15 protein-coding genes and 1 tRNA gene are annotated in these 15527 nt (G+C 73.6%); 9 read left to right on the top strand and 7 right to left on the bottom strand.

From position 1 onward, the window contains the following. Positions 1 to 23: 23 nt before the first annotated feature. On the bottom strand, positions 24 to 323 hold the full coding sequence (locus GCE86_RS26890) for a hypothetical protein (protein WP_154229486.1): 300 nt from the start codon (positions 321 to 323) through the stop codon (positions 24 to 26). Between the two features lie 122 nt (positions 324 to 445). On the opposite strand from GCE86_RS26890, the gene GCE86_RS26885 reads away from it, so the two are divergent. Further along, positions 446 to 517 (top strand) — tRNA-Lys (locus GCE86_RS26885). Between the two features lie 38 nt (positions 518 to 555). Here GCE86_RS26885 and GCE86_RS26880 read toward each other — a convergent pair. Both GCE86_RS26880 and GCE86_RS26875 read right to left on the bottom strand, forming a co-directional pair. Beyond that, positions 556 to 1542 (bottom strand): endonuclease/exonuclease/phosphatase family protein, encoded by a 987-nt coding sequence (locus tag GCE86_RS26880; RefSeq protein ID WP_420846451.1) that lies wholly within the window; start codon positions 1540 to 1542, stop codon positions 556 to 558. Between the two features lie 195 nt (positions 1543 to 1737). Continuing rightward, positions 1738 to 2166 (bottom strand): ester cyclase, encoded by a 429-nt coding sequence (locus tag GCE86_RS26875; protein WP_154229484.1) that lies wholly within the window; start codon positions 2164 to 2166, stop codon positions 1738 to 1740. Between the two features lie 232 nt (positions 2167 to 2398). Here GCE86_RS26875 and GCE86_RS26870 point away from each other — a divergent pair, with 232 nt between their 5' ends. Beyond that, a complete protein-coding gene (locus GCE86_RS26870; protein WP_154229483.1) occupies positions 2399 to 4009 on the top strand; it encodes a LamG domain-containing protein in 1611 nt (536 codons plus the stop codon). Between the two features lie 54 nt (positions 4010 to 4063). Here GCE86_RS26870 and GCE86_RS26865 read toward each other — a convergent pair whose 3' ends face one another. Further along, positions 4064 to 4963, bottom strand: a complete 900-nt coding sequence (locus GCE86_RS26865; RefSeq protein WP_154229482.1) for a hypothetical protein — start codon at positions 4961 to 4963, stop codon at positions 4064 to 4066. A gap of 271 nt (positions 4964 to 5234) precedes the next feature. After that, on the bottom strand, positions 5235 to 5690 hold the full coding sequence (locus GCE86_RS26860; protein WP_244317083.1) for a lamin tail domain-containing protein: 456 nt from the start codon (positions 5688 to 5690) through the stop codon (positions 5235 to 5237). 308 nt (positions 5691 to 5998) lie between these two features. On the opposite strand from GCE86_RS26860, the gene GCE86_RS26855 reads away from it, so the two are divergent. Continuing rightward, positions 5999 to 6481: a hypothetical protein gene (locus GCE86_RS26855; RefSeq protein ID WP_154229481.1), complete on the top strand. Its 483-nt coding sequence runs from the start codon at positions 5999 to 6001 to the stop codon at positions 6479 to 6481. On the opposite strand, the gene GCE86_RS26850 is transcribed toward GCE86_RS26855, so the two are convergent. Continuing rightward, a complete protein-coding gene (locus GCE86_RS26850) occupies positions 6454 to 8838 on the bottom strand; it encodes a glycoside hydrolase family 65 protein (protein WP_154229480.1) in 2385 nt (794 codons plus the stop codon). The two genes, GCE86_RS26855 and GCE86_RS26850, sit on opposite strands and share 28 nt — an antisense overlap. 136 nt (positions 8839 to 8974) lie before the next feature. On the opposite strand from GCE86_RS26850, the gene GCE86_RS26845 reads away from it, so the two are divergent. Continuing rightward, positions 8975 to 9604: a phosphatase PAP2 family protein gene (locus GCE86_RS26845; protein WP_154229479.1), complete on the top strand. Its 630-nt coding sequence runs from the start codon at positions 8975 to 8977 to the stop codon at positions 9602 to 9604. A gap of 15 nt (positions 9605 to 9619) precedes the next feature. Here GCE86_RS26845 and GCE86_RS26840 read toward each other — a convergent pair whose 3' ends face one another. Next, positions 9620 to 10393: a prepilin peptidase gene (locus GCE86_RS26840; RefSeq protein ID WP_154229478.1), complete on the bottom strand. Its 774-nt coding sequence runs from the start codon at positions 10391 to 10393 to the stop codon at positions 9620 to 9622. 590 nt (positions 10394 to 10983) lie between these two features. On the opposite strand from GCE86_RS26840, the gene GCE86_RS26835 reads away from it, so the two are divergent. The 5 genes from GCE86_RS26835 to GCE86_RS26815 are packed head-to-tail and all read left to right on the top strand — an operon-like array spanning position 10984 to position 15526. Then, positions 10984 to 11550: a hypothetical protein gene (locus tag GCE86_RS26835; RefSeq protein WP_154229477.1), complete on the top strand. Its 567-nt coding sequence runs from the start codon at positions 10984 to 10986 to the stop codon at positions 11548 to 11550. Beyond that, positions 11505 to 12518, top strand: a complete 1014-nt coding sequence (locus GCE86_RS26830; protein ID WP_204341657.1) for a hypothetical protein — start codon at positions 11505 to 11507, stop codon at positions 12516 to 12518. Before GCE86_RS26835 ends, GCE86_RS26830 begins: the two co-directional genes overlap by 46 nt. Beyond that, entirely contained in the window at positions 12515 to 13177 is a 663-nt protein-coding gene (locus tag GCE86_RS26825) for an SAF domain-containing protein (RefSeq protein WP_154229475.1), read from the top strand. Before GCE86_RS26830 ends, GCE86_RS26825 begins: the two co-directional genes overlap by 4 nt. Beyond that, complete coding sequence (locus GCE86_RS26820; RefSeq protein ID WP_154229474.1) at positions 13177 to 14010, top strand: CpaE/TadZ family protein; 834 nt, start codon at positions 13177 to 13179, stop codon at positions 14008 to 14010. The genes GCE86_RS26825 and GCE86_RS26820 overlap by 1 nt, the downstream gene beginning before the upstream one ends. Next, on the top strand, positions 14000 to 15526 hold the full coding sequence (locus GCE86_RS26815; RefSeq protein ID WP_154229473.1) for a TadA family conjugal transfer-associated ATPase: 1527 nt from the start codon (positions 14000 to 14002) through the stop codon (positions 15524 to 15526). Before GCE86_RS26820 ends, GCE86_RS26815 begins: the two co-directional genes overlap by 11 nt. Position 15527: the final 1 nt, after the last annotated feature.

The raw sequence follows: 15527 nt of genomic DNA, 5'->3' as shown, positions 1-15527 counted from the left end.
CCGTTGATGCGGACAGCAACCGCTCACGGACGGGGGTTCGTCCGCACCCAGCCCTTCTCCCCCTCGCGGCGGCCCGACACGGCGGCCAGGCAGCGGGGGCAGATGTAGCCCTCGGGGTCGGCCTCGGTGAGCACGTCGGTGCCCGAGTAGTCGAACGGCACGTGGGGGAAGCGGCGCAGCCGGGTGCGGCTGAGCTGGAGCCCGCAGACGGTCTGGTTCTGGCCCGGCAACCAGGCGTGCACCTCGCCACCGGGACGGCGTACGCCGTCGTCCCCGGCCACCTCGCCGGATGCCGCCACCGCGGCCGTGCTGCCCACCCTCATGCGTGTCCCGGTTCCCCCGGCGGGCGGTGTCATGCCCACCCGGCGTTCCTTGGCAGTCTGAAGATCGACAGGTGGCGGAGGCGGAAGGCCCGCACGGGCGGGTTCCGGTAGCCTGGTCGGACGGGCCGCTAGCTCAATGGCAGAGCTGTGGACTTTTAATCCATAGGTTCAGGGTTCGAGTCCCTGGCGGCCCACTCCTCCGCTGGTCAGCGTCCTGACCGGGCCTCGGTGATCATGGCGTGATCCGGGCCGCCACCGGCAGGTGGTCGCTGCCGGTGGCCGGCAGCACCCACGAACTCTCCGGCTGTACGCCGCGCACCAGGATCTGGTCGATCCGCACCACCGGGAACTGCGCCGGCCAGGTGAAGCCGAAGCCGTTCCCGGCCTCGTCCTGGGCCGAGCGCAGCTGCGCGGTGATGCCGGCGAACGCGCGGTCGTCCATGGCGCCGTTCAGGTCGCCGAGCAGCACCACCCGCTCGTTCCGCTCGGCGGCGATCGCCTCGCCGAGCGCCTGCGCATTCCTGTCCCGGTGGGTCGTCCAGAAGCCCGCCCGGGGGTTCACCCGTGCGGACCCCAGGTGGGCCACATACACCGCCACGGGGCCCTGGTTCGTGGTCACCGTGGCGCGCAGCGCCCGGTTGTAGGCCATCTTGACGTCGAGTGGCTTGGTCTCCGCCAGCGGCCCGTAGTCCATCTTGGTGTCGACCAGCTGGGTGTCCGACAGCGGCAGCTTGCTCCACAGCCCGACCGTCCCCTGCACCGCGTGGTAGGGGTACGCCTTCGCCAGCTCGTTCTCGTAGGTGCCCCGGGCCTGCTCGGTCACCTCCACCAGGGCCAGCACGTCGGCCTCGGAGGCGGCCAGCTCGCGGGCGGTGCCGGCCGGGTCGGGGTTGCCGGCGCCGACGTTGTGCTCGGCCACGGTGAGGCCGCCACCCGGGTGGGACCTGTCGCCGAGCAGCCCGCCGAACAGGTTCAGCCACACCAGGACCGGCAACAGCAGCGCGGCCACCGCGGAGGCCGAGCGGCGCCACAGCGCCCCGATCAGCAGTACGGGGATGAACAGGCCGAACCACGGCAGGAAGGTCTCCACCAGGCTGCCGAGGTTTCCGATCCGGTTCGGGACCTTCGCGTGCAGCAGCATGAGCAGCCCGAGCAGCAGGGCCAGCGCCGCGAGCACCCGGCCGCGCTTCCAGGGGCCGGGCCGGCGGAGGGCGGTCATCGCCCGGCGGAGGTGCGCGCGCCAGGTACGGAGTTCGGTGTCCCGGCGGCCGGCGCCGCCGTGTCCGGTCTCCGCCGTGCCCACCCGCGTCATCGTCTGTCCTCGCTCACTGCCGACCGCTGCGGCATCCTCGGGTCCTGCACGGGGTCGGCATACATTCTCGGACAGATTGCACTCGCACCTGGGGCGATGCCGTCAGGAACCGTCCCTGAGTTGGGCCAGCAGACCGGCTCGATCGATCTGGATCCAGTACTCGGTGATCAGTCCGTCCTCCACGTTATAGACGACCGAGTTGATCTGGCGGACGGTCCGGCCGGTCGGCGCGATGCCGTCCACCGGCGCGAGGTGGTGGCCCACCTGGGCCAGCCGGACATGCGCCCGCGCACCGTCGACCAGGAACTCTTCGATCGTGAGGTCGAACGCGCCCCAGGTGGCGGTCATCTCCCGGACGTGCTCGGCGTAGTCGTCCGGAGTCCGTTCAACCGTGGCCAGGTCCTCGGACTGCACCTGGTGGGCACGCACCGTCGGTGCCATGAACTCCGCCGCCCGCTGCGGCTCCTGCCCGGAGCGTACGTACCGGAGGAAGTCGCCCACGACGCGACGGGTCACCGCGCTGTCAATCATGACGCCACCCTGGCAGCCGGGCACCGGGACGGGAAGCCTGGCGGCGGGTGGGCTCACTCACCTGGCGGGGGTCGAAGCTGCTCCCCGCGGAGCGGGTGGGCGGTCGTCGATGCAGTCAGGGCGAATAGGGGGTGGCGGCGCGCCTGCCGTCCTGTGACACTGTCCCGCGACCCGGTTAGATGATCATCATTGTCGGCCGGTCCCGCCCAAAGATCTTCACGGGGAAGGTTCGATGACCAACAACAACTCTATCTTCGGCCCGGTCCAGGGTCCGGCCGGTCGGGCCGCGTTGCGCCTTGCTGTGGCCTCTGCCGCCGCGCTGCTGCCCCTCGCCGCAGCCACTTCGGCGGACGCGAAGCCCCGCGCCACCACCACCGTCGACCGGCCGTCCGCGGCGACGGCGATGTGGGGGCTGGAGGCGTATCCGGGGATCACCCAGGCGCAAGGGCTCGCCGACCGGCAGCCTGCGCGCGGCGGCGACACACCGCTGACCGGCACCAGCATTGGCTGGCAGAACGACGCCCGGTTCCTCGGCGGCGAGACGGTCGCCTTCGACGGCACGTCGTCGTACCTGTCGGCGTCGCCCTCGACCCTGAGCACGGCGGGGTCCTTCTCTCTCGCGGCCTGGGTGCGGCTCACCGACACCTCGGCCAGCCGGGTCTTCGCCAGTAAGGCCGGCGCCGGCCAGGCCACCCTCTCCGTCGGCTACGACAAGGCCAGCAACCGGTGGCAGGTCCAGATGCCGTCGAAGACCGGCAAGGGCGGCAAGGTGTCCGTCGCCCGGTCGACCTCCGCCCCTCAGGTCGGGCTCTGGACGCACCTGGCAGTTGTGCACGACGCCACCGCACGGACGCTCACGGTGTGGGTGGACGGGGTGGCCGAGGCGACGGTAGGCAACGTGACCGCCGTCAACGACCCGGCCGGCGAGTTCCGGCTGGGCCGCGGTGACACCGCCTGGTGGCAGGGCAACCTGGCCGACGTCCGGGTGTACGACCGGGTGCTGGTCGGCCAGGACTTCACCGGCTGGTTCGCCGACGACCCGGCCTCCGGAGGTTTCAACGAGCCGGGTCTGCTGCGGCCCTGGCAGGTCGGTGGGTGGAACTTCGAGGCGGCGACTCCGTGCTACGAGGAGAACCTCGACCCGACCCTCTGCTCCGCACCGGACTTCACCGCCTTTGGACGCCAGCTCGCCCTCACGCAGGGCAGCTTTGTCGACTCCGGCCACCGGGGCCTGGCCCTCACTCTCGACGGCACCCACTGGATCGACGACCCGTCCGACCCGCACTACGGCGAGGCCACCCGGGAGTACGCCCGCACCCAGCACAACGTGGGCGAGGACTGGAACCCGGTCTGGCAGGACGGGCCGGTGCTCCGCACCGACCAGTCGTTCACGGTGGCGACCTGGGTGCGGCTCGACCCGGCGCGCGGCGCGCAGACGGTCATCTCGCAGGACGACGCCGAGCGCAGCGCCTTCCGGCTCGGGTACGAGCCGGACAACGGCGGGCAGTGGGTGTTCGGTGTGAGGGCCGGCGCGGATGACGCCGCTGCCACTTACGCGGCCGCGCCGGCGACCGGCGTCGACCAGTGGCACCACCTTGTCGCGGTCCTCGAGGCCACGCAGCGGCAGGCCCGGCTCTATGTCGACGGGACCTTGGCCGAGACGGTCGGGCTGAACGCCGCCTGGCAGCCCCGGCAGGCGCCGGGCGCGATGCTGGTCGGCCGGTCGACCACGCCGGCGGGACCGGACGGATGGCTGTACGGCCAGGTCGACGACCTCGGCGTGTACCAGGGCAAGTTGAGCGACGTCGACGTGCAGCGCCTCTTCACCGAGCAGAAGGTCTGAAGCGACGCCTGACGACTGCGGGTACGCGGCCGTGGCCGCGTACCCGCAGCGGGCTCAGGGCGCCTCGGTCGTGATGATGGAGAAGGTGGCGACGTTGTCGGCCGGGTCGGAGTCCGGGGCCCCGTTGATCCACGCCGTGGCGCTCACCTCGACGCCGGCCTGACCCAGGTCGCCGATCGGGGTGTCCGGCGGAGCGGAGAAGTAGAGGTCGAAGGTGCGCTCCTCGCCCTCCATGAACTCGCCACCCGGCACGCACTCGTGGCTGCACTCCAGCGACCAGGGCGGGCCGAAGCCCGCCGGGAGGTTCACGCCGACGATGGACATCGTGCCGTGCCGGGCGTCGCTGTCGTACCGGACGGTCACCGGCAGGCGACCCTCGAAGTAGCCCTCGGGCTGCCGGACCATGACGAGGTCGCCCGAGACGGTGACCGCGGCGTCCGGTTGCTGGTCCTGGACGTAACGCACCGGGTTGGTGAGGGAGCCGGTGGTGGAGCGGAACCGGGTCGAGAAGCGCTCGTCGGTGACCTCCGTGCCGTCGACCTTCACGGCGAGTTCGCCGTCACCGGCCTTCATCGCGTAGGGCTGGACCGTGGTCAGCACCTGGAAGTCGACGGTGAAGGTCCGTTGCTCGCCCGGACTCAGCTCACCGCCCGGGACGTCGCACTCCACCCGGATCCGCCCGTCGGGCAGGAGCTCACCACCGCTGTAGCAGTTGACGCCCCACGCGACGTTCTCGTAGGAACCGGGGATCGGCTCCGTGACCACATAGGTGGCGCGGCCGGGCTCCGCACCACGGTAGGTCAGGTCGACCTCGAGCGAACCGCGGTAGCCGCGGTCGGTCGGTTCGAGGACGAGCCGGTCGGCGACCGTGGCGGTCGATCGGGTGGACGCGGCCTGGGCGGGCCCCGCCGCCACCGGCAGGGCGGCGGTGAGGCCGAGGACAGCAGCCAACACAATGGACGTTCTGGTACGCAACGAGATCTCCCCCGATTTCCTGCGCCTTCGCGACGGGCGTTCCATCGCCGTGCTCGCGGCCCCAGGTGCCGGCCTCGGCGAGCGGCGTCAATGATCTCAGGTTCGACCACTCCGCGCTGCCCCGCGAACACCGTCCGCTCCCCCCTGTGACGCCACACGCATCGATGGCGGCTTGGCGGAGCCGGTGGGATCGCCGGGGTGACGGGAAGCGCCCCTGGCCACGGGGGCCAGGGGCGCCTGCGGCGTGCCGTCAGCAGTTGGTGTAGCTACCGCTGCTTCCCCACGAGCAGCTGTCCACGAGCGTCCCGGACGAGTTCCGCAGGTACGCGGTGTCGCCGGTGTTGTTCCACACGTACCAGGAGCGGCCCCAGTAGCGGTGGGTACCGGCGTTGGTGCCCTTGCCGGTGTGGATCAGGATGCTGTTTCCGGCCGCGACCTTGAAGTCGCTCGTGAAGGAGTAGACGTAACCGGCCTTGTCGCGCACGTAGTAACCCTTGAGGTTGATGACCGTGCTGCGCTTGTTGGTCAGCCGGACGTACTCCGCGTTGAGGCTGGTGTTCGACCCGGTGTCGCTGCCCGGGGAGTTGTAGTAGACCTTGGTGATCATGACCGGCGGGGTGGCGGCCTGGGCCGGCGCAGCGGCGGCCAGGGATCCGCCCACCGCGATGGCGAGCGCCGAAACGATGCTGATCAATCGCTTGTTCACGTGGTTCCCCCTTGTACTGGGAAGTCGCCGCCGGCGGAACCCATCGCCGACGGGATGCCCTGCTCGACGCACGGGCGCCAAGATCGTAGAGCCGGGATGCCGAGAATTGTTGCCACGGGGAAAGTTTTCCGGGAGATCTTGCCCGGCCGGTCGGCGACGGCTGCCCGGATGGTGTCGACCGGCAACTGACCGGAGAGGCGACCATCGGATGCTTGTGGCCCCGTCGAGGGCGCGTCGTGTCCGTGATCCGGCTGTGGGCGGCCTCCACCTGGTACGACGGTGGGACCAGCCGAGCCGAGGAGGTACCGATGACCAGTGGGCGGGAGACCGTGGAGGTCGGCCCGGAAGTGTTCCGCGCCGTCTACGATTCGCCGGCCTCGCTGCCGGGCCGGCACCGCTGGACGACGCCGGAGCCGGACGTACGCCGGCTGGAGAAGCTGCTGAACATGCCGGCGCGCAGCATCGGCGCCCCGCTCTGGGTCAGCGGTGACGAGCCGGACTGTCCGAAGTGCGGCCGCCGGGTGAACTGGTACGACATCGTGTCCTCGGCGCTGCACGGGGTGCACGACCGGGGCATGATCGCGCGGGTCATCCTCGGCGAGCGCAAGTACGTCAACACCGAGGTGCCGGAGGCCATCCCCGGCGTGCACTGCGCCGACTGCCGCACCCCGATCGAGGGGCTGCGCAGCTTCAAGTGCCACAACTGGGCGTACGCCTTCGAGGCGCTGGAGGAGATCGTCGGGCGGATGTCCGGCGTGCCGAGTCAGCCGGCGCCGCCCACCTCCGCCTGAGCACGCCGCGCCGGCCGGCGGCCGGGTGGTGACGGCGGCTCGGGCCCGGGGTCCGGCACGGGCGGCATGGGCCGGGTGACCGGCGCCGCCCCGGTGACCCGGATCCGTTCGCCGTGGTGCCACAGCTCGACCGCGTCCGCCGGGCCGCCGTCGGGCAGCTCGTAGCGGGCCGTGTCCGGGGTCAGCTCGATCCGCAGCCGGTGCCCGTGCCAGCGCAGGTGGAAGGCGAGCCGGGTGATCCGGCGGGGCAGCCGCGGGTCGAAGGAGAGCACGCCCCGGTCGTCGCGCAGCCCGCCGAAGCCCTGCGCCACCACCAGCCACGCGCCGGCCAGCGAGGCCAGGTGCAACCCGTCGGCGGTCTTGTCGCCGAGGTCCTCGAGATCCTGCAGGGCCGTCTCGGCGAACAGGTCGTACGCCAGGTCCAGGTGGCCGACCTCGGCGGCGAGGACGGCCTGCACGGACGCCGACAGCGACGAGTCCCGGACGGTCCGGGCCTCGTAGTACGCGACGTTGCGGGCCTTCTCCTCGGCGGTGAACTCGCCGGTGCAGCGCAGCATGGCCAGCACGAGGTCGGCCTGCTTGACCACCTGCCGGCGGTACAGCTCCAGGTAGGGGAAGTGCAGCAGCAGCGGGTAGTCGTCCGCCCGGGTGTTCGCGAAGTCCCACTCGGGCTGCTCGGTGAAGCCGGCCGACTGCTGGTGCACCCCGCGCTTGCCGTCGTAGGGGACGTGCACGGCGTCGGCGGCGGCTCGCCAGCCGGCCACCTCGGCCGTGTCGACGCCGAGCCGGGCGGCCGCCTCGGGGAAGCGCTCGGCGGCGTCGGCCGCGCCGCGCAGGTTGCGCCGGGCCATCAGGTTGGTGAAGAGGTTGTCGTCGACCAGCGCGGAGTACTCGTCGGGGCCGGTGAGCCCGGTCAGGTGGAAGGTGCCGGTGTCCGACCAGTGGCCGTACCCGTGCCAGAGCCGGGCGGTCTCCACCAGCAGCTCCACGCCGCACTCGCCGAGGAACCCGATGTCGCCGGTGGCCGCGACGTACCGGAGCACGGCGTCGGCGATGTCTGCGTTCACGTGCAGCCCGGCGGTGCCGGCCGGCCAGTAGCCGGAGCACTCGCGGCCGCCGAGGGTCCGCCACGGGAAGGTGGCTCCGGCCAGTCGCAGCTCGGCGGCGCGGTCCCGGGCCTCGGGCAGGTGCGCGTGCCGCCAGCGCAGCGCCGAGCGGGCCAGCCCGGGCGCCAGGTACGTGAGCACCGGCAGCACGTAGCCCTCGGTGTCCCAGAGCACGTGGCCGTCGTAGCCGTTGCCGGTCAGGCCCTTGGCCGGGATGGTCCGGTCGCCGTCGGCCCGGCCGGACTGGAGCAGGTGGAACACCGCGAACCGGAGCGCCTGCTGGAGTTCCGGGTCGCCGTCGAGCTCGACGTCGGCGGTGGCCCAGGCGGCGTCGAGGGCGGCGCGCTGCGCGTCGAGCAGCGCGGCGAACCCCTCGGCCCGGGCCGCGTCGGCCTCGGCGACGACCAGGTCGGCCAGTTCGCCGGCCGGGGTGCCGTCGACGTGGGCGCACTCGTACGCGGCGAACTTCGTGACGTGGATCCGCTCGCCGGGACGCAGCGGGCCGGTGACCGCCAGCCGGAACCGGTCGGCCGTCAGCTCGGTGTCGGTCGCGGCGGTGTCCGGCGCGTCGACCCGGTGGGCGACCGCGACGGCGACCCGCTGGGCGCTGCGCTCGGTGCGGTGCACCAGTACGGCGTCGGTGCCGTTGTGCCGGCCGGCCTCGGCGACGAGCGGGTCGTGGATCACCGAGGCGGCGCGCGGGTCGTCGGCCCGTTCCGGCACCCGTTCGTTGGCGAGCAGGTCGGCGTCGACCCGCACCTCGACCGGGCCGTCCAGCGGCTCGACCTGGTAGTCCACGGCGGCGACCGGCCGGCGGGGCAGCGAGACGAGCCGGGTGCTGCGCACCCGCACGCCCTGCCCGCCCGGCGAGATCCACTCGGTCTCCCGGCGGATCACCCCGGCGCGCAGGTCGAGGATCCGCTCGTGCCGCCGGACGGTCCCGGTCCGCAGGTCCAGCGGCTCGCCGCCGACCCAGAGCCGGACCAGCGCGGCGTTCGGGGCGCTGATGACGGTGTCGCTGTGCTCGGGGAAGGCGTACCCGCTCTCGGGGTAGCTCACCTCGCGCTGCTCGTGGAACCCGTTGAGGTAGGTGCCGGGCATCTCGTACGGCTCGCCCTCGTCGAGGGTGCCGCGCCAGCCCACCCAGCCGTTGCCCAGCGCGAAGATCGACTCGGTCTCGCCGAGCCGGTGCAGGTCCGCCCCGGTGCGGCGGATCCGCCAGCTGTCGTCGCCCTGGGGCCGGTGCGGCACGGGTCCTCCCGAGGTCGGTGCGTCGCGGCCACCGAATCAGACGCGGCTGAGAGGCGGCTGAGACTTCGGTGCCCCGACAGTCATTCCCCCACCACCCTCAAGGTGAACGGAGTATGAACAGTTGGTGAGGTGATTCATGACCGACGCCCTGGTGACCGATGTCCCGGATGTCAGTACCGACTGGTACCACGACATCGTCCAGTTCGCCGACCGCACACCGGAACCGGTGCACTGGTTCGCCGTGCACTTCACCGAGGGGGCGATCGTCCTGCTCGGGGTCCTGCTGGTGGTGGCCGCGCTGGCCCGGCTGGTCGGCGGCGACCTCCGGGGCCGGGCGCTCGCTCTGGCCGCCCCGCTGGCGGTGGTCTGCGCGTACCTGTCGAGTGAGGGGTTGAAGACCCTGATCGCCGAGGACCGGCCGTGCCGCAGCCCGGCCGACCTGGTCATCGTGGCCGGGCACTGCCCGCCGGTCGGCGACTGGTCGTTCCCGAGCAACCACGCCACCATCGCGGGGGCGCTGGCCGCCACCGCGCTGCTGCTGCACCGCCGGATCGGCCTGGTGGCCGTCCCGCTCGCCGTGCTGGCCGCGGTCTCGCGCACCTTCGTGGGCGTGCACTACCCGCACGACGTGGCCGCCGGGCTGCTGCTCGGCGCGCTGGTGGGCACGCTGCTCACCCCGGTGCTGGCCCGCCCGGTGGCCGAGGTCCTGCGCCGGCGGATCCGCCGTGCTTCCGCCCGTCCGGCCGTCGGGCCCGCCCGGCGCTGACTCCCTCGCCGGCGCTCACGTCGTCAGGACGAGGGTGACGGCGGTGCCGAGGATGAGGAACGGGCCGAACGGCAGGTGGCTGGACCAGCGGACCCGGCGGGCGGCCAGCAACGCCAGGCCGGCCACCGCGGAGAGCGTGACCGCGAGCACCAGGCCCGCCACCAGCACCGGCCAGCCGTACCAGCCGAGCAGCGCCCCGGCGCCGAGCGCCAGCTTGGCGTCGCCGAGGCCGAACCCGCGCCGGCCGAGCAGCAGGGTGGTCGCCGCGAAGCCCGCGCCGAGGGCGAGCCCCGCGGCCGTGGCCCGCAGCCAGGGCTCCGGCCCGGCCCCGGCCGGCGCGGCCACCCCGAGCAGCACCCACACGCCGGCCGCCGCCGGCCAGGTCAGCCGGTCGGGGAGCCGGTGCACCGCCGCGTCGACCAGGGCCAGCGGCACCGCCCAGGCGAGCCACCAGGCGACCGCCACCCGTGCGGCGGGCGGCCCGCCCGTGAGCGCCAGCGCCACCGCCGCTGCGACCAGGGCGGCCTCCACCACCATCGGCGCCGCGCCGACCCGCGCCCGGCAGGTCGGGCAGCGGGCGGCCGGCCCGAGCGCCGGCAGTGGCCGGTCCAGGCCGACCGGCACCCCGCAGCCGTCACACCCCGTCCGGTCGGGCGACCCCGGGGGTACGGCGTACCGCGCGACCGCGAGTCGCAGCAGCGGTACGACCGTCAGGGCGGCCAGCAGCCGTACGCCCGGGCGGCGGGCCGGAGCCGGCGGAGCGTCGGCGCGGAGCCGTTCGGCGGTCACGCCGGTTCCCCCCAACGGTCGCGGAGTGTTCCACTCTGGAGCACGCAGAGTGAAACCGGCCCCGTTGCCGTGTCGCGGATGGCGCGGAAACCGGCGTCCTGCCGAGGGCGGGCGGGGCCGCGGCGGCCGGCGGCCGGCGACGGCCGGGCGGCCCGGCGACCGGGGGGACGGATCGGACCAGCGGGGCGGTTGCCCCCCATTCCACCGCCCGGTGTCCCGCACCCGGGACACGGGATGTCGCGTGCGGGTGAACGTACTCCTGCCGCCGGCCGACCCGCCCGAGGGCCGTTCGTCGCCGTCCGGACACCCACCGGTCGCCACCACCTGTCATCACTGAGAGTGTTCGAGTGAATTGCCTCTGTTGCATCGGCGGACGTCAGCCTATGCTCGCCCCTTGGGTACGACGCAACCCCCGAGCAATTGGCGTCGGAGGCCAACCGGAGACTTCACCGTTCGAATTCAGTAGAGATCCGTACAGGTAAATGCAGCGGTAGCAGTTGCGACCCGGCCGTACACATCCGGGCGCGCTTCCGCATGCCCGGAGTTCGTTGACGCGACGGCTCCGGGCCGGCACCGAGGAGGGCCCGGCGTTGCGCACACGGCATTCCCGCCGATGGGAAATCTGCCTGCTCAGCCTTGCTCTGCTGACCGCGACCCCCGGCTGCGGCAGCGAGCCCGAGGCGGCGGCCGGCCCGCTGGTCGGGCGCGCCGCCGCGCCCGCGGCGCATTCCACCGCCGAGGAGGAGGCGGCCGGAAAAGCCGCTCTCGCCACCTATTCCGGCTATCTCGACGCGTCCCGGGCGGCGAGCGCGCGCAGCGATCCGGGCCATCCCGCACTGACCCGATTCGTGGCGGATCCGTTGCTGACCCGGGTGCGGGTGGCAATTCGGAACGCGAAGGAGCACGGCGCGATGCGTACCGGAACGCTTGTTTCCGATCCCACCGTGGTGTCGGTCGACCTGGCCGCCGATCCGCCCACCGTGGAGATCCAGGACTGCCTGGACGCGACCCGCTACCGCCTCGTCTACGCCAAGGACCACCGGGTCGTCCCCGGCACCCGCGGCGGGCGCTACCTGGCCACCGCCACCGCGACCCGCTACCCCGACGGCCGATGGCTGATCAGCGCCGGCGCCGGACACCAGGACCAGCCGTGTTGACCTGGGGAGGAAGGGGTGTCCCGGCCCGCCCGACCCGGGCCGGGACGCCCCGGCGGCTGCTGCTCACCGCCGGCCTCGCGCTGCTGCTCGCCCTGACCTGCGCGCCCGCGCTGCTGGTGACCGGCTCGCCCGCCCGCGCCGGCAACCCGGGCGGCGAGTGCCCGCCCGGGCAGGACGACTGCAACGTCTGGGACGACGAGCCCGGCACTCCGGGCGGTCCGGGCGGCGGCGGGGGCGGGAACGGTGGCGGGGGCGGCGGAGACGGCGGCGCCGCCGCGAAGTGCCAGTGGAACGGCCGGGTCATCCCCTGCTACAACCCGGATCTCGGCTGGTTCAACAACGGCGACGGCTGCTACTACAAGCTGGCCGAGCCCCAGCCCGCGGCTCCCGAGGGCCGGCAGTGGTACGTCAGAACCTGCAACGGCGGTGACCTGGGCGCGCAGACCGTGGTGCTGCTCGCCGCGCCGCCGCCCGGCTTCGGCGCGCCGCCCGACCCGGAGGAGCTGGCCCGCCGCGCGCTGGCCTCGATCTCGCTGCTGCCGCCCCGGGTCGCCGTGGCGCCCCGGCGCAGCAAGGGCCCCGGTCTCGTCGGCCTGCCGGTCTGGATGTGGGCCAGCGGTGGGGCCTCCTACTTCGGGCCGCTGCACGCCTCCGCCTCGGACCGCGGGCTGACCGTCCGCATCACCGCGAGCGTGACCCGGATCGTCTGGGACATGGGCGACGGCACCGAGGTCACCTGCACGGGGCCGGGCACGCCGTACGACGCCGACGGTCCGCGGGCCGGGCGGACCTCGCCCGACTGCGGCTACGACCTCGGCTACCCGAAGGCCAGCACCTACCAGGTCAGCGCCACCACGTTCTGGACCGTCGAGTGGTCCGGCGGCGGCGAGAGCGGCGAGATCGCCCAGAGCCGGGTCAGCGGAACCGTCCCGGTCCAGATCAACGAACTGCAGGTGGTGACGCGATGAGTGTGGTGACGCGGAACGGGACTCCCCTGGACGCGCCCGTGGCGCCGCCCAAGGTGGTCCGGCAGCGGCGGATCCGTCCCGGCCTGCTCGGCCTGGCCGTGCTGCTGATCGCCCTCGGCGGCCTCGGTGCGGCGTTCGCGGTCACCTCGGTCCGGTCCACCGGGAGCTACCTCGCGGTGGCCCGGCCGGTCGAGGCGGGCCGGCAGCTCACCGCCGACGACCTGGTCCCGGTGCGCGTCTCCGGCGGGCGGGAACTCCAGCCGGTACGCGCCGACCGGATCAAGGAGGTGCTGGGCCTGCGGGCCGCCGTCCGGCTCACCCCCGGCACGCTGCTGACCCCGGCCCAGCTCACCGAGGCGCCGCTGCTCGGCCCCGGGCAGCAGCAGCTCGCGCTGGGGCTGGAGCCGAGCCGGGTGCCCGCCCGCAAGCTGCACCCCGGTGACACGGTGCTCCTGATCAGCACCCCGGACACCAGCGCCGGCAGCGCCGGCACCAACCGCGGCGGCGGCACCCGGTTCGACGCCACGGTCATCGACACCGCCGTGCCGGAGAACGACGACGTGATCGTCTACCTGGCGCTGGCCGTCCGGGACGTGCCGGCCGTGGTCGCGCTCGCCGCGGACGACCGGATCGCGCTCGTGCTCACCGGAGCGGCCTGATGGCGGTCATCGCCCTGGTCTCGGCGAAGGGCTCGCCGGGCGTCACCACGGCCGCGCTGGCCGCCGCGCTGAGCTGGCACCGGCGGCTGGTGCTGGCCGAGTGCGACCCGGCGGGCGGTTCGGTCCTGGCCGGCTACCTGGGCGGCGCGCTCGACGGCCCGCGCGGCCTCGGCGAGCTGGCGGTCGGGGAGTTGCGCGACGGCAACCTGGAGAGCGCCTTCTGGTCGCAGCTCGTCGACCTGGACGCGCCCAGGCGGGAGCGGCTGCTGCTGCCCGGCGTCGTCGACCCGGCCCAGGCCGGCAGCGTCACCCCGCTCTGGCAGCGCTTCGCCGACTTCTTCACGAGCCTCGAGAGAGGCGTTCCGCCGTACGACGTGCTGGTCGACTGTGGCCGGTTGCAGGTCGGCGGTCCACCGTGGCCGGTGTTGCGCGCCGCGGCCGTGGTGCTGCTGGTCACCCGCGCGCACCTGCCCGACCTGTCCGCGACCCGCGCCACCGTCAAGGCCATCGAGCGGGACTTCACCGAGCACCGGATCCCGCCCGGCACCCTCCGCCTGCTGGTGGTCGGGGACGGGCACGGCAGCAGCGAGATCAGCAAGGCGCTGCGGCTGCCGGTGATCGCGCGGCTGCCGCACGATCCGCGTACCGCCGGGGTGCTCACCCACGGCGGCACCGTGCGCGCCAACCGGCCCCTCATGCGCGCGGCCGGCCAGTTGGAGGTGCCCGTCCGGGCGCTGCTGGACCGGCGGCGGGCGCGGCTGGCCTGGCCGGGAGGCCCGGCCCCGCGCGCGGTGACCGCCCCGAGCACGCCGGGGGTGTCCGGTGCGGTTTGAACCGGTCTCCCACGACCCCCGCGGGCAGCAGCCCGGCGCCACCTCGACGGCGCCGCCGCTGGCCCCGCCGAACGGGCGGCAACACCTGTCCGCGCCGGCCGCCGCGGTCGCACCACCGCCCCCGCCGCCCCGTCCCCGGGTCGACTTCGCGGTGGTCCGCGAGCTACGCCGGGAACTCAGCGAGCGGCTCACCCTCTGGCAGCGCGGCCGGGAGTTCGACGCGGACGCCGAGGAGGTCGAGCGCGCCCGGCTGGCCGTCGCGGTGGTCTCCGCGTACGCGGACTCCGTGCGCCGCGCCGGCACGCCGATGGCCGCCGACGAGGAACGGCTGCTGCTCGACCAGGTGACCGCCGAGCTGGTCGGCCTGGGCCGGCTCCAGACGCTGCTGGTCGACGACACCATCGAGGAGGTGCACATCCTGGGCTGCGACCAGGTGCGCATCACCCGGCACGGCGGCGGCGTCGACTGGGCCGAGCCGATCGCCGACAGCGACGACGAGCTCGTGGAGATCCTCCAGGCGGCGGCCCGCCGGGCCGGGGCGACCGAGCGTTCCCTGTCCACCTCGAAGCCGACGCTCGACCTGCAACTGCCCGACGGCAGCCGGCTCGCCGCGGTGTTCCTGGTCAGCCACCGCCCGTACGCGGTGATCCGCAAGCACAACACACTCACCGTGAGCCTGGAGGACATCGCCGGCGGCCGGGCCGACCTGGACGAGATGATCGACCCGCTGCTGCGCGACTTCCTCCGCGCGGCCATGCGGGCCGGGCTGAACATCATGGTCGCCGGGCTGGCCGGCGCCGGGAAGACCACGGTCATCCGGGCGCTCATGGACGAGATCCCGGCCGACGAGCCGTACGTGCTGCTGGAGGAGAGCCGGGAGCTGCTGCCGGCCCGCCGCGGGCACAAGCACCGGGCGGTGATGAGCTTCGAGTCCCGGGAGGGGCACGGTGAGCGCGGGCTCGACGGTCGCCCGGCCGGTGAGGTCAGCATCGCCGACCTGATCCCGGTGTCGCTGCGGATGGGCGTGCTGCGGATCATCGTCGGCGAGGTGCGGTCCCGGGAGATCGTGCCGATGCTCCAGGCCATGACCACCAGCCGCGGGTCGATGTGCACGATCCACGCGCGTACCCCGGCCGGGGTGGGCGAGCGGATCATCGAGCTGGCGCTGGCCCACGGCCGCGAGATGACGGTCGACCAGGCCCGCCGGATGGCCGGCAACGCGCTGGACCTGATCGTCTACGTGACGGTCGAGGACGAGACCGCGATCGGCGGCCGCAAGCACCGCTTCGTGTCGCACGTCGAGGAGGTCATCGGCGTCGGCGAGGGCAACCGGATCACCACCACCAGCGTCTTCGGCCCGGGTCCGGACGGCCGGGCGGTGCCCCGCCACCTCCCCGAGCGGATCCGCGACCAGTTGCTCCGGGTCGGGTATGACGCCCGGCTGCTGACCCGGTTCATCGAGGCCGGCACGGGCGCCTGGCGGCGTCCCCGGCACACCCGGCTCGGACGGCGGTGAC

Source organism: Micromonospora terminaliae, assembly GCF_009671205.1.
In the GTDB taxonomy this organism is placed as follows: Bacteria; Actinomycetota; Actinomycetes; order Mycobacteriales; family Micromonosporaceae; genus Micromonospora; species Micromonospora terminaliae.
The sequence above is the reverse complement of the archived record's forward strand: the minus strand, read 5'-3'. Positions and strand labels throughout refer to the sequence as shown.

What these genes read in the sequence shown, in the direction of transcription:
- GCE86_RS26825 (WP_154229475.1), top strand. Translation starts at nt 12,515, where the DNA reads ATGAGTGTGGTGACGCGGAACGGGACTCCCCTGGACGCGCCCGTGGCG.
- GCE86_RS26845 (WP_154229479.1), top strand. Translation starts at nt 8,975, where the DNA reads ATGACCGACGCCCTGGTGACCGATGTCCCGGATGTCAGTACCGACTGG.
- GCE86_RS26875 (WP_154229484.1), bottom strand. Translation starts at nt 2,166, where the DNA reads ATGATTGACAGCGCGGTGACCCGTCGCGTCGTGGGCGACTTCCTCCGG.
- GCE86_RS26820 (WP_154229474.1), top strand. Translation starts at nt 13,177, where the DNA reads ATGGCGGTCATCGCCCTGGTCTCGGCGAAGGGCTCGCCGGGCGTCACC.
- GCE86_RS26855 (WP_154229481.1), top strand. Translation starts at nt 5,999, where the DNA reads ATGACCAGTGGGCGGGAGACCGTGGAGGTCGGCCCGGAAGTGTTCCGC.
- GCE86_RS26870 (WP_154229483.1), top strand. Translation starts at nt 2,399, where the DNA reads ATGACCAACAACAACTCTATCTTCGGCCCGGTCCAGGGTCCGGCCGGT.
- GCE86_RS26880 (WP_420846451.1), bottom strand. Translation starts at nt 1,542, where the DNA reads ATGACCGCCCTCCGCCGGCCCGGCCCCTGGAAGCGCGGCCGGGTGCTC.
- GCE86_RS26830 (WP_204341657.1), top strand. Translation starts at nt 11,505, where the DNA reads ATGGCTGATCAGCGCCGGCGCCGGACACCAGGACCAGCCGTGTTGACC.
- GCE86_RS26890 (WP_154229486.1), bottom strand. Translation starts at nt 323, where the DNA reads ATGAGGGTGGGCAGCACGGCCGCGGTGGCGGCATCCGGCGAGGTGGCC.